The sequence below is a fragment of the Roseofilum sp. KMC-1 genome, from assembly GCF_057802075.1.
Map to the genome: position 1 here is coordinate 1,116,305 of NZ_CM173605.1, position 19,425 is coordinate 1,135,729.

Here is a 19,425-nt window from a genome sequence, read left to right on the forward strand (position 1 = left end):
CGGACAAGAGAATGGGTTTTTTAAGGAAAAATAGTTTACCCATTCTCTATTTTCTATTCAAAAAATGACTTATGGTAAATCCTGACTCTATACCCACCGGATTAACGGACGATCAAGTAAAAAGCCGCTATCGGTCAGGCTTGCATAATAACGTGAATTTGCCCAATAGTCGCTCCTATCGAGATATTTTACTCGAAACCGTGTTTACGTTTATTAATGGGGTGTTCTTTTCAATTTTTATGCTGCTGGTTTCCCTGGGACGCTATAGCGATGGGATAATTGTGATTGTGGTATTGTTTAGTGCGGTGATGGTGAGTGTTTGTCAGGAAATTTGGGCGAAACGCAAGTTAGATAAGGTGGCATTGTTGACCCGTCCTCAGTCTTTGGCAATCCGCAATGGCCAAGAATGCAGCCTCGATCCTCATTATATTACGCAGGATGATGTGTTGCATTTAGTTCCTGGGGAACAAATTATGGTGGATGGGGAGTTGTTACAGGGACAGATTGAGGTGGATGAGTCCCTGTTGACGGGGGAGAGTGATGCCATTGTGAAAAAACCGGGCGATCGCCTGCTCTCTGGCACGTTTTGCATTAGTGGCAATGGGTATTATGAAGCACAACAGGTGGGCAAGGAAACCCTGGCCTATCGCCTGGCTTCAGGAGCTAGGGCGGTGCGACAGGTGTATACTCCCTTACAGCAACAGATTAACCTGGTGATTCGCATCTTTATTTTAGTCGCTGGGTTTCTGTGGATTTTAGTGGCGATCGCCGTTCTCAGTCGTACTCTCTCCGTGAGCGATGGGGTGCAAAAAGCGGCGGTGATCTCCAGTTTAGTGCCTGCGGGCCTCTATTTATCGATTACCCTAGCCTATGCTCTGGGAGCGGTGCGGATGCTGGATCGAGAGATTCTCATTCAACAAGCGAATTCCGTAGAATCCCTGAGCCATGTAGAGATTCTCTGTTTGGATAAGACGGGAACCCTGACAGCCAATCAAATTGAAGTGCATCAGTTAGAGGTCATTCAGGGAGATAGAGAGCGCTTAGGGGAACTTTTAGGGGTGTTCGCAGGGAGTGTGACGACCCAAAATGCTACAAGTCAGGCGATCGCTCGCTACCGTCACCATCCCGCACAATCGGTTAATGGGGAAGTTGCGTTTACCTCAGCACGCAAGTGGAGTGGGTGTATTTTCGCCACAGGAGAGATTCAGGGAACCTATGTGTTAGGCGCTCCCGATGTTCTCAGTCGCGCCATTCCCCTGTCTGAGGATATCCGGGAAACCATTCACCTGTGGACAGAACAAGGCTATCGCGTCTTGCTATTTGCGGGTTCTGAAGCGGTGGTTAGCCTTAATGATGGGGAAAATACGCCCACGATTCCCCCCACCCTTGCCCCTTTGGGATTAGTCATTTTAGGGGATAAATTGCGTCCGGGAGTGTTAGAAACGCTGCAAGGATTTCAACAAGCAGGGGTGAAGCTCAAGATTATTTCAGGAGATTATCCACAGACGGTACAGGCGATCGCCCGTCAGGTAGGATTAGAGGGCGATCTAGCCATGATTTCCGGAGCGGAGTTAGCCCAAATTGAGCCGCACCAATGGGCGGAAGTCGTACAAAATTACACAATTTTTGGGCGCATTACTCCCGATCAAAAAGCCCAATTGGTGAAAGAATTACGGCAAAAAGGAATTTATGTCGCCATGATTGGGGATGGAGTAAATGATGTCTTATCCCTAAAACAAGCTAATTTGGGAATTGCTATGGAAAGTGGCAGTAAAGCAACGAAAGCGGTGGCAGATTTAGTATTATTAAATGATTCGTTTATTTCTCTCCCCTTTGCACTCCTTGAAGGACAACGAATTCAAAACGGAATTCAGGATGTATTGAAGTTGTTTATTATCCGCATTTTTTCGTTTACCTTACTCATTTTAGCCACCGGTCAAGTGATTGGCACATTTCCCTTATTGAATAAACATAGCGCTTTAGTTACAGCGCTGTCTGTGGGCTTTCCAACGATGAGTTTGCCCATTTATGCCAAACCAGGAGGGGAACAAAGTGAAAACCGCGTACACTCTTTATTCCAGTTTATTTTACCCGCCACATTATCAGTAACCTTAGCCGGATTAATCGTCTATTTAGGCTATTTAGTCACCAGTGTTTGGCAAGCTGTCAGTCGCGGCGGTATGGTAATTGTAGATAATGAGTTATTAGCCATTCCCCGCAGTGCCTTAGTCACCCTGTTAATCTTGTGCGGCTTAATCTTAATGCTCTTTCTTAAACCCCCGACGCGGTTCTGGGTAGCGGTGGAACCTCTGAGCGGAGACTGGCGATATACCAGGGTAGCGGCGAGTTTGTTGGGCTTATATGGGCTGATTTTGGCGATCGCCCCCGTCAGAGCATTCTTTGATTTGATGCTCTTATCGGCATCAGATTATGCCTTTATTGTGGCGATCGTTTTGCTGTGGATCTATCTGTTGCGCCTCACCTGGCGACGGAAATGGTTAGAACGTTTCTTGGGGAAGTTTCATTAATCACTATGGTTCATTCCAAATTAGTTATCCCTCTTCTGTCACTTTCCGGTTTCTTCTATTATTAGAAATTTCTGGAGCCAAGGTATCATGGGTTACGATCTGATTCCAGAAACCCTGATTTAGTTCACTAGGGACTTTTCTTCAGTTTAATGTAAAGTTTTATGTCAACATTCAACACTTCTGGCTATTAACAACATAATCCAGACTTCCGCGATCTCCTCCCTATTGGCGATCGCCTCTTCATACAATTGAGCTATAGTCACCATTAGCTCCTCATCCCCCCAAAACACCATAACTAAACTCAAGCTTTTTTTCCAGATTAAACAAATGGGGTTTATGAATCCCATAACCCTGAGCATAGTTAATCCCCAAGCCTCGCACTTGCTCTAAAATTGCTTGGTTTTCAATCGATTCTGCAATGGTTTTCAAGCCCATGACTTGGGCAATACGCTGAATCGATTCTACCATCACCCGATTCACAGGATCATCGATTAAACTTTTAATAAATGCTCCATCAATCTTTAAGTAATCAATCGGTAATTGCTTCAAATAAGTAAACGAAGACATACCACTGCCAAAATCATCCAAAGCAAACTGACAACCCAACTCTTTTAATTCCGTAATAAATCTTACTGCCTGACTTAAGTGAGTAATGGCCACCGTTTCTGTAATCTCAAAGCCAATCAGAGAGGGTGGAATATGATATAACCAAAATTGTTCCTTAAGAAACTCTAAAAACGAAACATCATTAAAACTTGCTCCTGATAAATTGACCAAATAAATTGGCTTTAAAAGACGAGATGATTTACTTCCCGATCCTTCACTGATGTGAGCTGATAATTGTTTAAACAAATTGCGAACCACCCATCGATCGATTTCTGGCATCAAATCATAACGTTCAGCCGCCGGTAGGAATGCCATCGGAGGAATCAGTGTTCCATTGCCATCAATCATACGGATAAATAATTCACCACAGGGGCGATTTTTAGATGTAGAATTAATGGGAATAATTTGCTGGATATACAAGCAAAACTGATTCTCTTCTAAAGCACGATTAATGCGACCCACCCATTCCATATCCCCTTGGCGTTTAGCCACTTCCCGATCTTCAGCTTGGTAAATATGAATCCGGTTACGTCCACCATCTTTAGCCGCATACATGGCTGTATCTGCCGCACTCAGAGCAATATGCTCATTGCTAATCAAGCGATCGATAGGGACTAAGCCAATACTGACTCCTAACGTAAAGAGTTTATCTTCCCAAACAAAGCGAAAACTTTGAATCGTTTCAATGATTTTCTGGGCAACTTTTTGCCCTTCTCCCAGGGAGCAGTAATGCAACAGTAACCCAAATTCATCTCCACCTAAACGAGCAAAGGTGTCAGTTTTACGAATTTTACTTTGCAGGATACTTGTGATTTGTCGCAGCAGTTGATCTCCGGCGGAATGACCACAGGTATCATTGACAATTTTGAATTGATCTAAGTCTAAATAGCATAAAATATGCTGTTGATTAAATTGATGGGTTTCTAGAAGAGCCGCTTTGAGGCATTGCTCAAATTCTCGGCGATTAATTAAACCCGTGAGCGGATCGTGGCTGGCTTGCCAAGAGAGTTGATGGGCGAGGTTGCGGGCTGAAGTGACATCTCGGCAAACAATAACGGTTCCCACAATGCGATCGCCCTTAAAGCGGATGGGAGCAATGCACAGTTCAATAATATAGTGCTTGCCATCACCTTTAGAATAAAGGGTATAGTTAGAAACTTTAATGATTTTTCCCGTTGTCAGGCTTTGAGTAACTAGGAATTCAATCGGTTTTTGCTTAACATCGCTGCTAGAGAAAATTTCCCGAACCGATTTTCCTTGAGTTGCACCACTGGTTAAACCAATCAGATTTTCGGCTACGGGGTTGAGAAATTCAATTTTATTCTTCAGGTTGGTGACAATGACAGCATCACCAATAGAGTTGAGGGTAATTTGAGCCAGTTCTTTTTCTTGCTGAAGGGCTTGTTCAAGATTCTGGCGATCGCTAATTTCTTGTTTCAGACGCAGATTCGCTTGCACTAAATCACTGGTTCGCTGAACCACCCGATGTTCCAAGGTTTCATTCGCTTTTCGCAGAGCATCAGAAGCTTGTTTACGTTCAATAGCATAGCGTAGAGATCTCATCAGCAGCTCCGTATTTAACTGCCGTTTGATCAAATAATCCTGCGCCCCTTGACGCACTGCATCAACCGCTAAGGCACTATCGGTATTATTCGTAAGTACAATAATTGGTACATCTGGCGCTTTCTCGATCAGAGGACACAGGGACTCTAGCCCTTGAGCATCTGGTAAACTCAGATCCAGCAAGATTACCTTAAACACCTGCTCCTCCAGTTGATGGAGAGCTTCTGACAACCGACTCACATGAGTTACTTCAACTTCCATAGAGGGCGCTTGTTTTAAACGCTCTTGTAATAGACGAGCTTCTGCACGGTTATCTTCGATTAACAAGATCTCAATTAAGGGGTCTTCCACAGCCAATCACCCTTCCCAAGCATTTTGATATTTATGATACAGTTTTTAAGCCTGTTTTCATATTCTAGAAGCAATGTTCTCCAGTAGAACATCAAAGTTATCTTTTATTTACAAAAGTTAACTATTCAGATAAAAACGTTTAGGGATCAAGCCAGAGGCAGGGAAACGGTGCGAAACCAAAACGCTTCGATTTGTTCAACCAGATGAAAAAGCTGTTTTAGATTACTTGGTTTATGAAGATAACAATTGGCATGTAAATTATAGGTTTCTTGAATATCTTCAGGTCTTTGAGATGTACTTAAAATCAAAACCGGAATATGTTTAAGATTGGGATCGGTTTTAATTTCTGCTAATACTTCTCGACCATTTTTCCGGGGTAAATTTAAGTCCAGCAGCACCAGATCTGGGAGAACACGTTCTGTAAAGGGAGGTTCAGAGCGCAAATAGGCGATCGCATCTACTCCGTTACCTACAGACTGAATCTGATATGGTTCCGTCATTTTCTTGAACCCTTCCTGAATTAAACGTACATGGGCTGAATTATCCTCAATCATTAAAATGCGATGAGGTTGAGCCAAATTAGTCATTACAAGTTATAACCTACGGTTTATATTAAAAAATATTAATTGCTTTCAAGTAATCATAATCATAGAGATCTCCAATGTCAAGTCTAAACCTCGTACCAATTAAACCATTCAGCACTTAGATAGTTCGCTTAGGCAAAGTAAAGTAAAAGGTCGATCCTACACCCAAATCAGATTCTACCCATATTTTTCCTCCGTGAAATTCCACTATTTTTTTACATATAGCTAGTCCAATACCCGTACCTGGGTATTCTTCACGAGTATGGAGACGCTGGAAAATCGTAAAAATACGATCGGTCAGTCCTTTATCAATACCAATTCCATTATCCTGCACCCAAAATACCCATTCTTCTGTCTCTTCTCGAACTCCGATATAAATCTCAGGAGTGCCATGCTGCTGAAACTTCAGCCCATTACTAATTAAATTCTGAAACAGTTGTGTTACTTGGGTGGGATCTGCCACAATCTCTGGCAGAGAATCATAGGCAACCTGAGCCTCCATTTCAGCAATTCTCACCTGTAAATTGCTCAAACTGCGCTTGAGACAATCCTGGGAATTGACTACCATCAGCTCTTGTCCTTTTCTCCCCACCCTGGAATAGGCTAATAAATCATCGATCAAACCTTGCATATGGCTCACTCCTTCTACCACAAATCCTAGGAAGTCTTTACCATCTTGATCGAATTGATCTTCATAACGCATTCCCAGTAATTCTACATAACTAGCAATCAGATTTAAAGGCTCTTGTAAATCGTGGGAAGCAATATAAGCAAATTTTTCCAATTCAGCATTAGAGCGCTCTAACTCTTTCGTTAACTTGGATAATTCATCTACTTGATTTAAGATAATATGAATTAGGGACTTCCGCAATGCTTTAGCGGCTTCTATTTCATGATTTTTCCAGGGTAAAGATGTGCCACGAATAATCTCCTTCCAGGCTTGAAAAGAATTGCGCGGCAAGAGTTTGATGTTATTCTCATCATCCCTAATTTCTCGGTAACTTTCATAGGGATTTCCTCCCCAATTTACGGTCTGTAGAACTTCTGGTCGAAACCAGAGGAGATAATTATTGTAGGGGATATGAATGGCTAATAATCCAACAGCTATTCCCTGGAAACTTTCTGCTCCTGAGTAAACATGGGATAAATTTTGAGTTTGAAAAACATCTTTTTCTGGATGTTGATTGAGCCATTGAATTAACTTTTTCAGATCTTTTTCTCCTGGGGTTGTTCCCAGAGTTGTATAGGAGCCATTCCAAAAGATGGCAGCTCCTTGGGCATTGACTAAATCTAATAAATTGGGTTTATGATTAACTAAACCATCAACAAAGGTATGATCCCGACCCATAAAAGACAGAAGTTGAGATTGAACGCTACTGGACTCAACGCGATATTCATAGATTTCATGATCGGTTTTGGTACTCAACTCTAAAGAAAACAGTTGACAGATGAATTCTCCAACCTTTCTGATTTCATAGGGGACATATTTGGGGCTATTATGGTGGCAAGAGAGTAAGCCCCATAACTGGTCTTCTTTTTTCAAAGAAAATACTAGGCTCGCACGCACTTCCATGTTTTGCAGGTATTCCTGATGACAACTGGAATATCCCCGTAAAACAGAATAACTTAAATTGAGGTTTTGCTCGCCAACAGACTGAGGATCGGATAAGATGGGGATGGTTTTTGCCTGAACATCTGGAATCATCCTCAGCCAAATTTTTTCTAGGATTTCCAAAGTGAATTGAGTATCTTGTCGGGGAAAGTATAAACCAAGAAATGGTTCAAGATTGGAATTTTTAGCTTCAGCAATGACTTGTCCATTAAAGTCTTGATCGTATTGATAGACCATCACTCGATCGATTTGAATTATTTTTTTCATTTCTTCAGCTAAGGTTTGGCAAGATCGCTGTAAGTTAGTATCTGCTTTGAGGTTTTTACTGACTTCTTGGGTAAGGTTTAAGATGGAAGATAATTCAATGTTATTAACGGATAGGTTGGGGTCAAATTCAAGAACAATATGCCGATCTAAGTTGCGATGAATAAATACAGGAATGGTTTTAAGGGTATTTTTTGTTTTTTTTGTTTTAATTGGGGTATAGATCGGTAAACTGGCAGATTCAGGTAATTGAGAGATGATCTCTTGTAAGTGCTTTGGAGAAAGTATCCGATCTACAGTCTGACCGAGTAATTCTTGGGGAGAAATGCTGAAAAGATCGCCGATATTTTCACTAACGTAAATAACTCTAAAAGAAGTTTCTTCCAGAGCTATTAATGCTCCATAACTTTGAATGTAACCGAGCCGAGTAATATCTTGTTCGTAGGGCGGAATTTCTCGACCATAGTTGATTAACATAGGATCTTATAACTTAGGAGTGAGAAGGATCAAGGATTAAGAGTTAAGCATGATTTGAGCGATCGCCAACCCTAGAGCAATCCCCAGGACTCCCATAGTGGCTATGTAATCGAGGGGATCGATAGATGAGGCATATTTTAACATGCCACGACGACCATACCCCCGCAAACGCATGGCTTGATAAACCCTCTCTGATTGTTCATAGGTTCTCACGAGTAGGGTTGCCATTAAAGCGGCTAAGGTTTGAAGATTTTGCCAACTCAAGCGCCTGGAGTCAAACCCCCGCAAACGAGAAGCAATTTTCAGGGTTTTCAGGCGATCGCCAAATTCGGTTAAATAACGATAGCTTAGAAGCATCATATCCCCCAAAACCAAAGGCAAGCCCAACTGTCCCATTGCCTTAATCATGATCAAAAATGGGGCTGTGCCAAACAAAATGAGAGCCACTATCAAAATACAAACAAACCGCACACTGATTAAAATTACAGCTAAACATCCCTCCAAACGTAAGGAAAATATTCCCCATTCCCACAGCACCGTTTCTCCAGCAATAAAGGGCAAAAAGATCACGATCCCCAACAAAAACCAGCCTGGATAGCGCAAACGTTGCCTTAAAAAAGACCAGGGTAGGCGAGAGATCGTATATAAGACCAATGTTATTGTCAATATTACGGGTAACAAGATTAAAGATTGAATTCCTGAAAAGGCAAAAATTAACCCCATTAATCCAATTAACTTACATCGAGGTTCCCAGTGATGGACAGGAGAGTTGAGATCGGCGTAAGTGTCGAGTTCTAATTTCATAGGCAATCAGCAGTACAGGAAAATAAGGCATTAAAAAAGACACAAAGAACACCAAGAAAAAAATTCTCTGTTTTCTGTGTCTGAATAGCTTCTAATTGATGTGAAGCCTTATAAAATTAGTGCTAGACTCTTCTAGCTTTTGACTTCCAGTTTGGTCTGAAGAGGGAGATGTACTTACCCGGATCGCGATGCGATCTTAGTAGCGCTCTCTGCCGCCCCCCCGCCGTCTGTTATCCCTATTATCCCTGTTATCCCTGTTATCCCTGTTCTCCTCACGGGGTTTGGCCTTATTCACTTTAATCTGACGACCCATCCATTCTGCTCCATCAAGATTGGAAATAGCACTTTGCTCTTCCGCATCCTGTGTCATGTCTACAAAAGCAAAACCTCTGATGCGTCCTGTTTCCCGGTCAGTCGGTAAGGAGACTCTCTTGACGGAACCATACTCAGAAAAAACCTGTTTTAGGTCTTGTTCGGTGGCCTCATAAGATAAATTACCGATATAAACTGTCATGAATTACCTCTAGAATCGATTGCAGATAAACCTATCGATTGAGTTTACTCCCAATCATAGGTTTTGAGTTACAAAGGATTCAGTTCCGCCAGCTCTTGTTGTCTCTGAATCCTTTAATATTTGATGTTGCGTCTTAGTAGCGTGGTTGTTTGTTTGAGCGAGTTTCACGGGGTTTGGCTTTATTAACCTTCAAAACCCGCTCCATCCATTCAGCTCCATCGAGTTCATCAATGGCTTTATCTTCTTGATCTTCGGTTTGCATTTCTACAAAGCCAAAACCACGCATCCGACCAGTTTCCCGGTCAATGGGCAAACTTACTCGCGTTACACGGCCATATTCACCAAAGACTTCTCTAACATCCTCTTCCTTTACTTCATAGGATAAATTACCAATATAAACGGACATGCGATACCTCCAGAATCATTTAGGTGCAGAAGTTGCTATTCGGAGATACGCCAAGCATTAACACAAACACAGTGATCTACCGATTTTAGTCTTCAGTAGACAGTTTAGCACAGACTAGAGCCAATAGTGCGGTATCGATGAAGATTATTTTTGGGTGAACCCTGTAGGCTTAAACGAGATTGGCAATTCTGTTCTTGCCAGACTGACCTTTGGGATTTGGCGATCGCCAGATTCTTAATACTTGGACTCATAATCTTAAATCATACGCCTCTTCCTGTTTAGTCCTTTGACCGAACTTTCACCTCCAGCCAAGGGACTAAACTTTCCTCGTCATGCCTTAACCGGAATATCCTCGACTGCGGTTATGACCACGGGATTCACGGTTTTCACGCGGTTTAGCCTTATTTACCTTAATCGTTCTTCCCATCCAGTCCGCTCCATCAAGAGCGTCTATGGCCTTAGTTTCTTCATCATCACTACTCATGTCTACAAACGCAAAACCCCGCTTCTTCCCTGAGTCACGGTCAACAGGTAGAAAAACGCTGGTCACAGTGCCATACTCTGAAAAGACTTCCTTGAGATCATTGTCTTCGGCATGAAAAGAAAGGTTACCAATATATACAGTCATGAACTCACTCTAGAATCAATAGCGTATCGAAGTTTAGACCCGGAGATACTCTTACCCTTCAAGCCAATTAAAGCGAACCAAGTTATCTACCGATTTTAATCTTCACACCTCAGTTTAGCATAGGGGAAGAGTTATGAATCATATTAATTTTTCTTTACTCTCGATCCTCAATCAACCTTCTCCATCCTTTGTTGGCAGCACTTCAACGTCAGAATTTCCCAAGGTTGAATCTCTAAGGAACTATTTTCCTCCTCTTCTTCTAATAAATTAACTCGCTTTCCTTCATCGAGACCGAGATTATTTTTACTGGCTATACTCTGGGGTTTCCCTTGGGATTCATAACCTCTAATCATCCAATGGTGCGGAGGATCTTCAGATCGCTTAACAGCGATCAAAATAAACGAGTTTGACGAGAACTCTAAAAAACTCATTTCGGGGGGCAAAATTCCTGCGTTATCTTGCCCCGATAAAGGACAGGAATAAACTTGTAAAGGGTGGTTAAACTCATATCCCCGTTGGACGGTTCCTGCTGTTTCCCAACTGCCGGTATGGGGATAGAGAGCATATTTAAATTCATGCTCTCCCCAATCGGCTTGGGGATCGGGCCAAGTTGACCCCCTTAATAAACTTAATCTTAATTGATTTGGGTGGGGATCGTAGCCCGATTTATAATCGGAGATCAGGCTGACTCCATAATCTCGATCTTCATCAGTTAAATCAGCCCAGTTGAGAGCAGGTACTTCCCATTTGGCTTTTTCTTGCTGAGTCTTGAAGCGGGTAGAACGGCGAATTACGCCACAGGGAATTTCATAACTGATATCATTAGCTTGTAACAGCAACGGAAAGCTTACCTTCAAAAGAGTGTGACGTTCTTGCCAATCGATCTGAGTGATAATTCTGAGTTGATTTTCATGAGATAATAAAGTATAGTATTGAATGATTTGAGAATTGCCTAATGTACGAACGACTTTGATCTTTTTTACCAATTCGCCATAAGTTACCCATTGAATTTCTTCTAGCTTTGTTGGGGGCAAAGGGAAGTTTTGATAATCTGGATCGATATTCCAAGCATCCCAATATTGACCGCGATCGACAAATCCTTGTAGTTGATTACCTGGCCCACTCAAAATGGATCGATGATGCTGACGATCGCGCCATTCTAAAATATCCCCTGTTTCGGGATCGATCGCGACGGTAACAGCTTTATTTTGCAGGACAAAATCCCTTGGGAAATCTGGGGATAAAATGGCTTGTTTATTCGGCACTAACCAAACCATTTGATAGCCAATAGAAGGTGTATTTTGAGCCAAGAAATAGATCGATCTATGATCAACTTGACTGGGCAACTCTTGTCCATCTAAGTCAACAATCTTAGCCGAAGTAATCCCCTCTGGAAGAGTCATACAAACAACTTCAGAACGAGACCAATTAAGAGGATTAAAGATCAGCAGGGGTTGCGCTCCAAAAGCTGGACTTTTGGGGAGAGTGATTTGGGAAGCGATCGCCCCGAAAGCCTGTTGAATCATTTGTTCTGTAGACTGGATTACTTTTTGCCATTCCTGATTAGCATCTTGAAAAACTTGTGGAATAGAAGAACCCGGTAAAATATCATGAAACTGATTAAATAAAACCGTTTTCCATGCCTGTTCTAATCTGGCTTTAGGATACTCACAGCCCGTTAATAAACTAGCGCAGCTTGACCAGAGTTCCCCTTGATATAACAACCGTTCACAGCGACGATTATAATATTTCTGATCGGCATGACTGGTATAACAGCCGCGATGAAATTCTAAATATAACTCATCATGCCAAATAGGATAATCTTTCTCTTGGGCTAAACGATCCAAATATGCATGGGCGGTGGTAAACTGAATCCGAGGAAAAAAACGAGATTCCTGCGATCGCCTCCCGACCTCCAACATATCCCGACTCGGGCCCCCTCCATGATCGCCAACCCCTGGTAAACCAAGGACTTGCGCCTTTCCTGTCCTCTCTTTGATCTCCATCGCATAGCGGGTTAATTTAACGATATCGATGCCTTCACCAATGGGTGCAGACATCAGGCTTAATATCTGAGTACCCTCTAAACCCTGCCACCAAAACACATCATAAGGAAAATCATTAGTATCATTCCAGCGCAGCTTTTGAGTAACAAAATAATCAATTTTTCCTAACTTAAAAATTTGCGGTAGTTGCCAACAAAATCCAAAGCTATCGGGCAACCAAGCCACCCGATTAAGAACTCCAAACTTCTCTCGAATATAGCGTTGTCCATACAAGACTTGACGAATAATTGATTCACCACTGACTAAATTAAAGTCAGGTTCAACCCACAATCCGGCAATGATTTCCCATCTGCCCTCATGTACTCGATTTTGAATGGCCTTAAATAAGTGGGGCTGATGTTCTTCTAGCCAAGCATATAAAGCGGGGGTAGAATGGCCAAAGGTAAGCTGGGGAAATTCTTCCTGCAACTGCAATACAGAAGTAAAGGTACGCTCGGCTGCTTCCCAGGTTTCGGAAACGGGCCATAACCAGGCTAAATCAAGATGGGCATGGCTGAGAAGGAAAATCTGGGGAGTAGGGGGAAGTTTGAGGGATAAAAGTCGATCGCCTAAGAGTTCTAATTGGCGGTTAAACCCAGGGCGATCGCCCACCTTAGACCAGTCTAACCCAGTCATTACCCCCATCAACCCCTCTAAAAACACGGGGTCATCCGATCCCGACAAAAACAAGCATTCCAGCTCATCAGCAATAAAGCCTGGATCGTGCCTAATTTGCCCCTCAAACAGGGCTAAACTCCGCACCATCGCTCCCGGATCGTGCCCCGGACTCACTAAGCGCACAGCCAAATTAAACGCCATTTCCGGGGCAACTTCTGGGGATAATAAAATGCGAGTGGCACAATCAAAGAGATCCCCTTCCTGCACACATTCGCCATTAACAAACACCTGAGCGACTTCTGCCCACCACATCAGGCTCCATCTCAGGCATAATCCTTGGAGGGGATAGTTTTGCAATTGTTGGGGAACGGTGAATTGTTGTCCAAGCCAAAGCACTTGTCCCTTATCCCAAGCTACATGACCTTTAGTATTGATTTGAACGGGACTCCAGGACAGCCAAGTATCGGGATTAATACCCTGGTTGATGGGCAGATCTTCAGGAGAGTATAACCATTGAGATTGTAGATTCAGACAAGTGAGCGATCGCAACCGCTCCAGTATTTGTTGAAATAAAGCAACATCCATAATGGGTCATGGGTAATGGGTCAGCCGATCTGCACTTCCTCCCATCTCCCCCCGCCCTCTCCCAAATGCTATAGAATAACACCATCATACGGGTTAATGGGAGGGAAAAACATGACTCTTGGCGATCGCTATCAAAGTCGGATTTTAAATGGGTTTCATTACCATTCTCAGCAATGGCTAGATCGGGGAACCCGCGCCCTACGACATCTAAAAGTTGCCGCCGAATGGACGATCCAAGTCATGATTTATCCCCTTTATTGGCTCTTCCAAAGTGGACGGACGATTAATTATCAATTTAAGCAAAAAGTCACCCCTTGGCTGAAAGGGCCAGAACAGCAAGAGACGGAAGCCGATACCCCCATTTTGGAGATTTTAGAGGAAGTGATCCAACTCAATCCACCGGTTAAACTGCCTTCCCTGGTTCAGCCTACCCCTTCGAGTCCCTATCCCTTTCCTCAACAACTGCTCCAAGGCATTGCCAGTCAACTCGACTCTGGCAAATTAGTCCTGATTTCCCAAGCCAATCAAGCCCTCGATATTCTAACACCCCAACAGCAGCAAAAAATCCAACAGGCGATCGTCCAAAAACTGCTTCCTCCCTCCCGAACTTTCCTACCTCAAATCCCCTTCTCTACTCTTGCTCAACAGGCGGATTTATTCCCCCCCATACGCCGCTTTTGGCAACTGATGGCTTGGATGGAAAAAGGGGGAGTTGCTGTAGCTATTGATAGCTTTGGGGAGTCTCAAACCCAGCAACCCCAACCGCCACTCCAGCTCAATACCTTTACGGTTAACGCTCCTTGGCTAACCTCTTTAGATCTCCATCCTCCTAGCGGGTTCAATTATGATGTTCCCTCAACCCAACCCATTGCCCAACCTGCTCCGATCAAAATGGATGATCCTTGGTTAACCTCAGAAGAGCTATTTGGCGCTATGCCCACTCCCAGCCAACCCTCATCCTTGAGTCAACCCCAAGCCTCCAGGACTCCAGAGCCTGCACCAGATTATATTGAAACTCAAGCCACTGGCCATGAGTATATCCTGTCGCCTACGGAAAAATTCTGGCTCTGGCTGGATCGCCTTTTGCTGAAAGTGGAAGAACAGGTGAGTAAAGTCTGGCGCTGGCTGAATGAGGAAGTCTAAAGGAGTAAGGGGTGATGGGTAATAGCTCTATCCCCTCTACTAGGTTTTTCAGCCAAATTTCGATATGATGATCCAAAGCCTATCTGTTCGGAGAAACATAAATGCTCACGCTCAAAGTCGTTGTTAATATCGTTGTGCTTTTCTTTGTAGCTTTATTTGTATTTGGGTTTCTATCGAGTGACCCCTCTCGTAACCCCGGTCGTCGTGACTTAGAATAATCCTTTTTTGGTTAAAATACCAGAATAGTCTGTTAAATATTGTAACTTGCGCTACTTTGTTTTGTCCGGGTAGCGCAATGTTTTTAAACTCCAGAGCGCCTGTCCTCACAAATAATCCTGAAGTTAATCCTTAAGTAAGGAAAGGCATTCTCAGTCCCCTTGTGTAACGGATGAACCTTAGATCATGTTTAACCTAAAAGCCCTATTCTTAGTTCTGCCCTTGATGTTATCGGCAGATAGCGCGATCGCCCAATCGAGAGGATTAAATGGTAATTATGTAGGGGTGGGACAAACGCCCGATCGCATGATGGATAATTTACTCGATCCCACGGGTACAAACTTTGTGGAAAGTCTGTTAAACGAAACTAAGCCGGGAGAGGTGCGATCGGTAGAAGGACGGTGGGATGTGCCCTTATTACCCGTATCAGTACGGGGATCGCTGGTGATGGAAGGCGATCGCGTCACCCTTGAACCGACTTTTTCCTACGATCTCCCGGTTACCCGCAATGCCAATATTTTTGTCGGTGCAGGATATCGCTTTGTCAATGGGGATGGAAATCAAGCTGTAGAAAATACCCCTGTTGTCACTGCTGGGGTAGAAAGCTCCCTATTGGATAACTTTATTGTTTATGGAAAAGCCAACTGGGAACTCAAAGAGCTTCAAAATGGCGATCGCCCTTCAGTGAACCTACAAATGGGGGCTGGTTTGCGCTTTTAAGGGATGTTGAGGTAAAAAAGAAATCTTTTAACCAGGTTTGATCTTATTGGTCGTCTTGAGATAAAACCAAATTGAGGATGTTTAATTCATGAGAATTGAGTAGATAGCGATCGGTGAACCGTTGATCGCGGATGTCGGCTAAACTGTAGCTGCTGAAGATGACAAAGGGAAAATCCTCGTAGCGATCGCCAATGGGAAGAATATTATCGACGGGATAGAGCGATCGCATATAGCATTCGATAATATAGCGAAATGTCCTATACTCATCTTCAATTCGCTCTTTTTGACTGAGATACGCTTTCATCTCCTCTCTAGCAACAAATGTTAATAAAGGCAGGGCATAATAGCGATCCAGTCGCTGACTTTGCTGCTCGTAGCGTTGGGATTTATTCTGAGTTTCGCGAATTTTATCAATTAAGTCTATCGCGCTTCGAGTCGCAAACTTTAGATTTTCATGGTAGTCACTTTTCGGGCTACTAATATACTTTAAATTTTGCCATAATTCATCGGTTCTCTGATTCAGAATTAAGTCCAGAAACAAAGTATAGGTTTCCGAAACGATGCGATCGCCGAGGGGAACCATGAGCAAACTTCCCTGAAGATAGCCCGTGTCTAGAGGTGGAAAATCGATTAATTGACTCAAGTTAGGTTGAGTGAATTCTAAGAACTGATCGGTAAATTTTTCAGAAATATAAGAACAATTGTTCGGTTGAGGGATAGTAAAATCCGCTTGGCTGAGTAAGGTTTTTAAATGCTCATGGGTTTGCGCTAAGTTCCGATCTTTATGGCGATTTCTAAGTTCTAGTTTCAGTTCTCTAAGCAGATTTGCCAGGTTAGAACTGAGAGTTTGTCCAGCAGCAGATACTGACTTTCCACCAATGGGAATAATCAAATATGCTTGTCTACCAATTTTACCCGCGCCCAAAATTCGCGTCATAATCGAGGCTTTAAGAAGGAGTAAAATATTAAAGATGCTGAGAATTTTTTCCTGAAGAGAAAGCTGGGGCTGATCTTCAAAGTAAACGGCATTTTCTGCCAGATAAAAGTGTAAAGACTTCGATTGATAATCTAGATCTGGATTTCCCCGTCCCCGATAGATCACTTGAATGATTTCCATCAGATTTTTCTCCACCTGGAAGCGCGGAATATCGACTAAAATATGCTTAACTTTGGGAAAGGATAACCCGCGACTACCAGAGGAAGTCATAAAGATGATCTTAACTTCGTTTTGATAGCTATGGATGGTTTGTCTTTCGTTCTCGGAAAGACTGGCATGAATTTCTAGATAGTCTTGGTTTTTCTCAAATCTTTGCCAACGACGTTGAAGCGCTTCAATCAGTTGTTGTAATTGCTGCTTGTTTTGAATATAGACTAAAATTTGAGCGTCTGTTTCTCCCTGTTCTTGAGTGATTAGTTCAATATCAGCTAAGATTTGTTCGCGCAATTTTTTACCTAAATCATCTTCTTTGGGTTTTAAGCGATCGCGCTCTTGAAATTGAGTCGAATGAAGGATAACATTATAAGTAACTTTTAGGTCACTAGCGGGATAGGAGTTGGTGTTAATCAGAGTGGCTTGATGGCGGTTGAATTCAAAAGAATCTACACTCAAGGGTGATGCCTTTTTCTTGGCTTTGCGGAAAAAGATTTTATCGGGTTCAGGATTGCTAGATTTCAGATGTTGTTCAATGACATCCTGATCGACAAGGGAAGCATCGGCGATAATAATTTTAGGATTAAATCCATGTTCTCCTGTGGTTAATCCATAATCTTGAAGAATGCGGGTAATCCGATTCAAAAATTCTACGCCACTATCATCTCCAGTAATTTCATCAATCATGATGAACAGATGTTTAAATCGCTTAGAAATAGCCTGCATTTTTGCCGGGATGATCTTTTGAGTGCGACTATTATAGGCTCCTTTGAAAATCTCGCCGAAATGTTTGAGAGTATCGCCACCTTGGGGCGTTTTTTTCAAGGCTTGAATGGAGAGGGAAGCGACTATTTTATTAGTGCTTTGCCGATCGAGAAGGGTGTGGATGGCTTCGCACATGCTGCGAATGACTCCGGCAGTATTTTGGGGTGCTTCGACGATGAGATCTTCGGTTTTGCGTTGCAAGCGAGGATCGGATCTTTTCTGATGCTTGTGATCTGGGTTGCCATCGAGAAATAAAACGGATTGTTGCCTAAAATTTCCTTGCCATCGATCGGAAAGATATTGTACAGTATAGTCACCTCCTTGTTCAGCAATAATTTGGGAATTGGTGTTTAAGCAAACTAAGTTTTTGCTGCACCATTTCCCATCATTATCTTTAAATTTTTCCAGAATATCGAGGTTAACCTGTTTGCGGGGACTGACGTAGAAAAAGAGAAAACCGTCGTCTTGATGTTGTTTGAGGAAGTTGGCGATCGCCGTGGTTTTGCCAATTCCCGGATTCCCCGTTAAAAAAAGATACAAGCTATCGGAAAGGAGCGATCGCCGGATCAACTCAGCATGGCCATTGCGTAAATCGAGGCTAGAATCAAGATTATACTCTTGGGCAATCCGATCGGGAAGGGGTGCAACCGAGGTGAGAAACCCCTGAATTGGCTCGTGATGAGTAACCACCGTGGTTTGATCTGGGGGAATATTAATCAACTGTTCCACAAACTCCCTACCGCGATCGAAACTTGCACCCATCTGACGTTTGATCTGATTAAACACCTGTTTTCGCACCGCGATCATCTCTTTGCCACTGGACTCATGCTTGTAAATTTGGTAACAGGTTTGAAACAAGGAGAGGTTTTCCGGATGGATCGTCATCGTATTCATTCCGCGATCGCTATATCCCATGGCACTCAAAATCACCTTTGCACCTTGAGCAATAATTCCCGTTTTCTGCAAAAACTGATAAAAACTATAGGCATATCCTGCTGCTTGAATTAACTTCGCACTCTCCTTATCCTTCGACTTAAACGCCGTAAAATAATCCTTCAAACCCGGAGAAAACAGAAACTCTAAATCCGGACTTTCTCCCGTATCAATTCTCAGCTTAGAAAACACACTTTTCGATCGCAAATAATTAATTTCTTGGATTAACTTACTTTTAATCAGTTCAATAAAATTTTGGATATCAGTCATATCCTTTTCCGACTGAACCGCAAATACCGATTGATCGATAACTAAAATGCGATAGTCCCGTTGGGAATAACGGAGCAATAATAGGGTATCCGCTCTTAAAAACTCTCCTGTATCCTTATATTGGTTAATATACCTCTCCAAGTTATCGCGATCGAGTCCCTCTAACCGAGATAACCACCCTTCAGAGAGCTGCTCGTCACTCTTCTGATGCGTCTTCAGACTATTGCTACCCGCAAACGCACATTGATAATACAGCACCTCTAAACCACGCTCAAGGTTGCGCCATTTCGTCCCTTGCAGATATTCCGCAAAAAAATTATATCCCCCCAAAAAACCCTTAAAGAGTAAAAGTTGACTCCATGTTTCAATGATCCGGCGATCGCTACAACTCATGGAACTCGCATTTTCAATCAGTTTTTTATTAATTTCGTTTAACTTAACATTTTCCAGTTCTTGACGATAATAATCAACCCATTTCGGAGCCAATTGTTTTTGCTGAAGATAATTAAGAATCCCAATATTAAACCCCATTTCAAACGGTCGTCCTTGATCTTCTATTTTCATCGTTCAACTTCTCCTTAATTTACGTTAATATAAGCCCTCTCCCTACATCCCTCTCCCACAGGAGAGGGACTTTTTCCCC

General features: G+C 42.8%; 14 protein-coding genes. 4 read left to right on the forward strand and 10 right to left on the reverse strand.

Translation table 11 applies throughout. From position 1 onward, the window contains the following. The first annotated feature begins 71 nt into the window (after positions 1-71). Entirely contained in the window at positions 72-2,528 is a 2,457-nt protein-coding gene (locus tag AC3FZD_RS05310) for an HAD-IC family P-type ATPase (protein WP_488739130.1), read from the forward strand. Between the two features lie 273 nt (positions 2,529-2,801). On the opposite strand, the gene AC3FZD_RS05315 is transcribed toward AC3FZD_RS05310, so the two are convergent. The 9 genes from AC3FZD_RS05315 to AC3FZD_RS05355 form a co-directional block, all read right to left on the reverse strand. Further along, positions 2,802-5,048 (reverse strand): EAL domain-containing protein, encoded by a 2,247-nt coding sequence (locus tag AC3FZD_RS05315; RefSeq protein WP_488739131.1) that lies wholly within the window; start codon positions 5,046-5,048, stop codon positions 2,802-2,804. Positions 5,049-5,194: 146 nt separating this feature from the next. Beyond that, on the reverse strand, positions 5,195-5,635 hold the full coding sequence (locus AC3FZD_RS05320) for a response regulator (RefSeq protein ID WP_488739132.1): 441 nt from the start codon (positions 5,633-5,635) through the stop codon (positions 5,195-5,197). 115 nt (positions 5,636-5,750) lie between these two features. Then, entirely contained in the window at positions 5,751-7,985 is a 2,235-nt protein-coding gene (locus tag AC3FZD_RS05325) for an ATP-binding protein (RefSeq protein ID WP_488739133.1), read from the reverse strand. Positions 7,986-8,021: 36 nt separating this feature from the next. Beyond that, positions 8,022-8,789 (reverse strand): cobalt ECF transporter T component CbiQ, encoded by a 768-nt coding sequence (gene cbiQ, locus AC3FZD_RS05330; protein WP_488739134.1) that lies wholly within the window; start codon positions 8,787-8,789, stop codon positions 8,022-8,024. A 196-nt stretch (positions 8,790-8,985) separates the two neighbouring features. Next, entirely contained in the window at positions 8,986-9,303 is a 318-nt protein-coding gene (gene rbp / locus AC3FZD_RS05335) for an RNA-binding regulator (RefSeq protein WP_488739135.1), read from the reverse strand. A gap of 133 nt (positions 9,304-9,436) precedes the next feature. Further along, positions 9,437-9,709 (reverse strand): RNA-binding regulator, encoded by a 273-nt coding sequence (gene rbp, locus AC3FZD_RS05340; protein ID WP_488739136.1) that lies wholly within the window; start codon positions 9,707-9,709, stop codon positions 9,437-9,439. A 104-nt stretch (positions 9,710-9,813) separates the two neighbouring features. Continuing rightward, positions 9,814-9,960 carry a hypothetical protein gene (locus AC3FZD_RS05345; RefSeq protein WP_488739137.1) on the reverse strand — a complete coding sequence of 49 codons (147 nt, stop codon included), beginning with the start codon at positions 9,958-9,960 and terminating at the stop codon, positions 9,814-9,816. An 86-nt stretch (positions 9,961-10,046) separates the two neighbouring features. After that, on the reverse strand, positions 10,047-10,337 hold the full coding sequence (gene rbp / locus AC3FZD_RS05350; RefSeq protein ID WP_488739138.1) for an RNA-binding regulator: 291 nt from the start codon (positions 10,335-10,337) through the stop codon (positions 10,047-10,049). A 167-nt stretch (positions 10,338-10,504) separates the two neighbouring features. Further along, the gene (locus AC3FZD_RS05355; protein ID WP_488739139.1) at positions 10,505-13,585 is read right to left on the reverse strand and encodes an alpha-mannosidase; all 3,081 of its coding nucleotides are present in this window, start codon (positions 13,583-13,585) and stop codon (positions 10,505-10,507) included. A gap of 111 nt (positions 13,586-13,696) precedes the next feature. On the opposite strand from AC3FZD_RS05355, the gene AC3FZD_RS05360 reads away from it, so the two are divergent. The 3 genes from AC3FZD_RS05360 (at position 13,697) to AC3FZD_RS05370 (ending at position 15,664) form a co-directional block, all read left to right on the forward strand. Next, entirely contained in the window at positions 13,697-14,728 is a 1,032-nt protein-coding gene (locus tag AC3FZD_RS05360; protein WP_488739140.1) for a hypothetical protein, read from the forward strand. Positions 14,729-14,829: 101 nt separating this feature from the next. Further along, positions 14,830-14,946 (forward strand): photosystem II reaction center protein I, encoded by a 117-nt coding sequence (locus tag AC3FZD_RS05365; protein ID WP_488739141.1) that lies wholly within the window; start codon positions 14,830-14,832, stop codon positions 14,944-14,946. A gap of 184 nt (positions 14,947-15,130) precedes the next feature. After that, positions 15,131-15,664: a hypothetical protein gene (locus AC3FZD_RS05370; protein ID WP_488739142.1), complete on the forward strand. Its 534-nt coding sequence runs from the start codon at positions 15,131-15,133 to the stop codon at positions 15,662-15,664. 43 nt (positions 15,665-15,707) lie between these two features. Here the strand turns inward: AC3FZD_RS05370 and AC3FZD_RS05375 are convergent, their stop codons facing one another. Then, complete coding sequence (locus tag AC3FZD_RS05375; protein ID WP_488739143.1) at positions 15,708-19,346, reverse strand: C-terminal helicase domain-containing protein; 3,639 nt, start codon at positions 19,344-19,346, stop codon at positions 15,708-15,710. Positions 19,347-19,425: the final 79 nt, after the last annotated feature.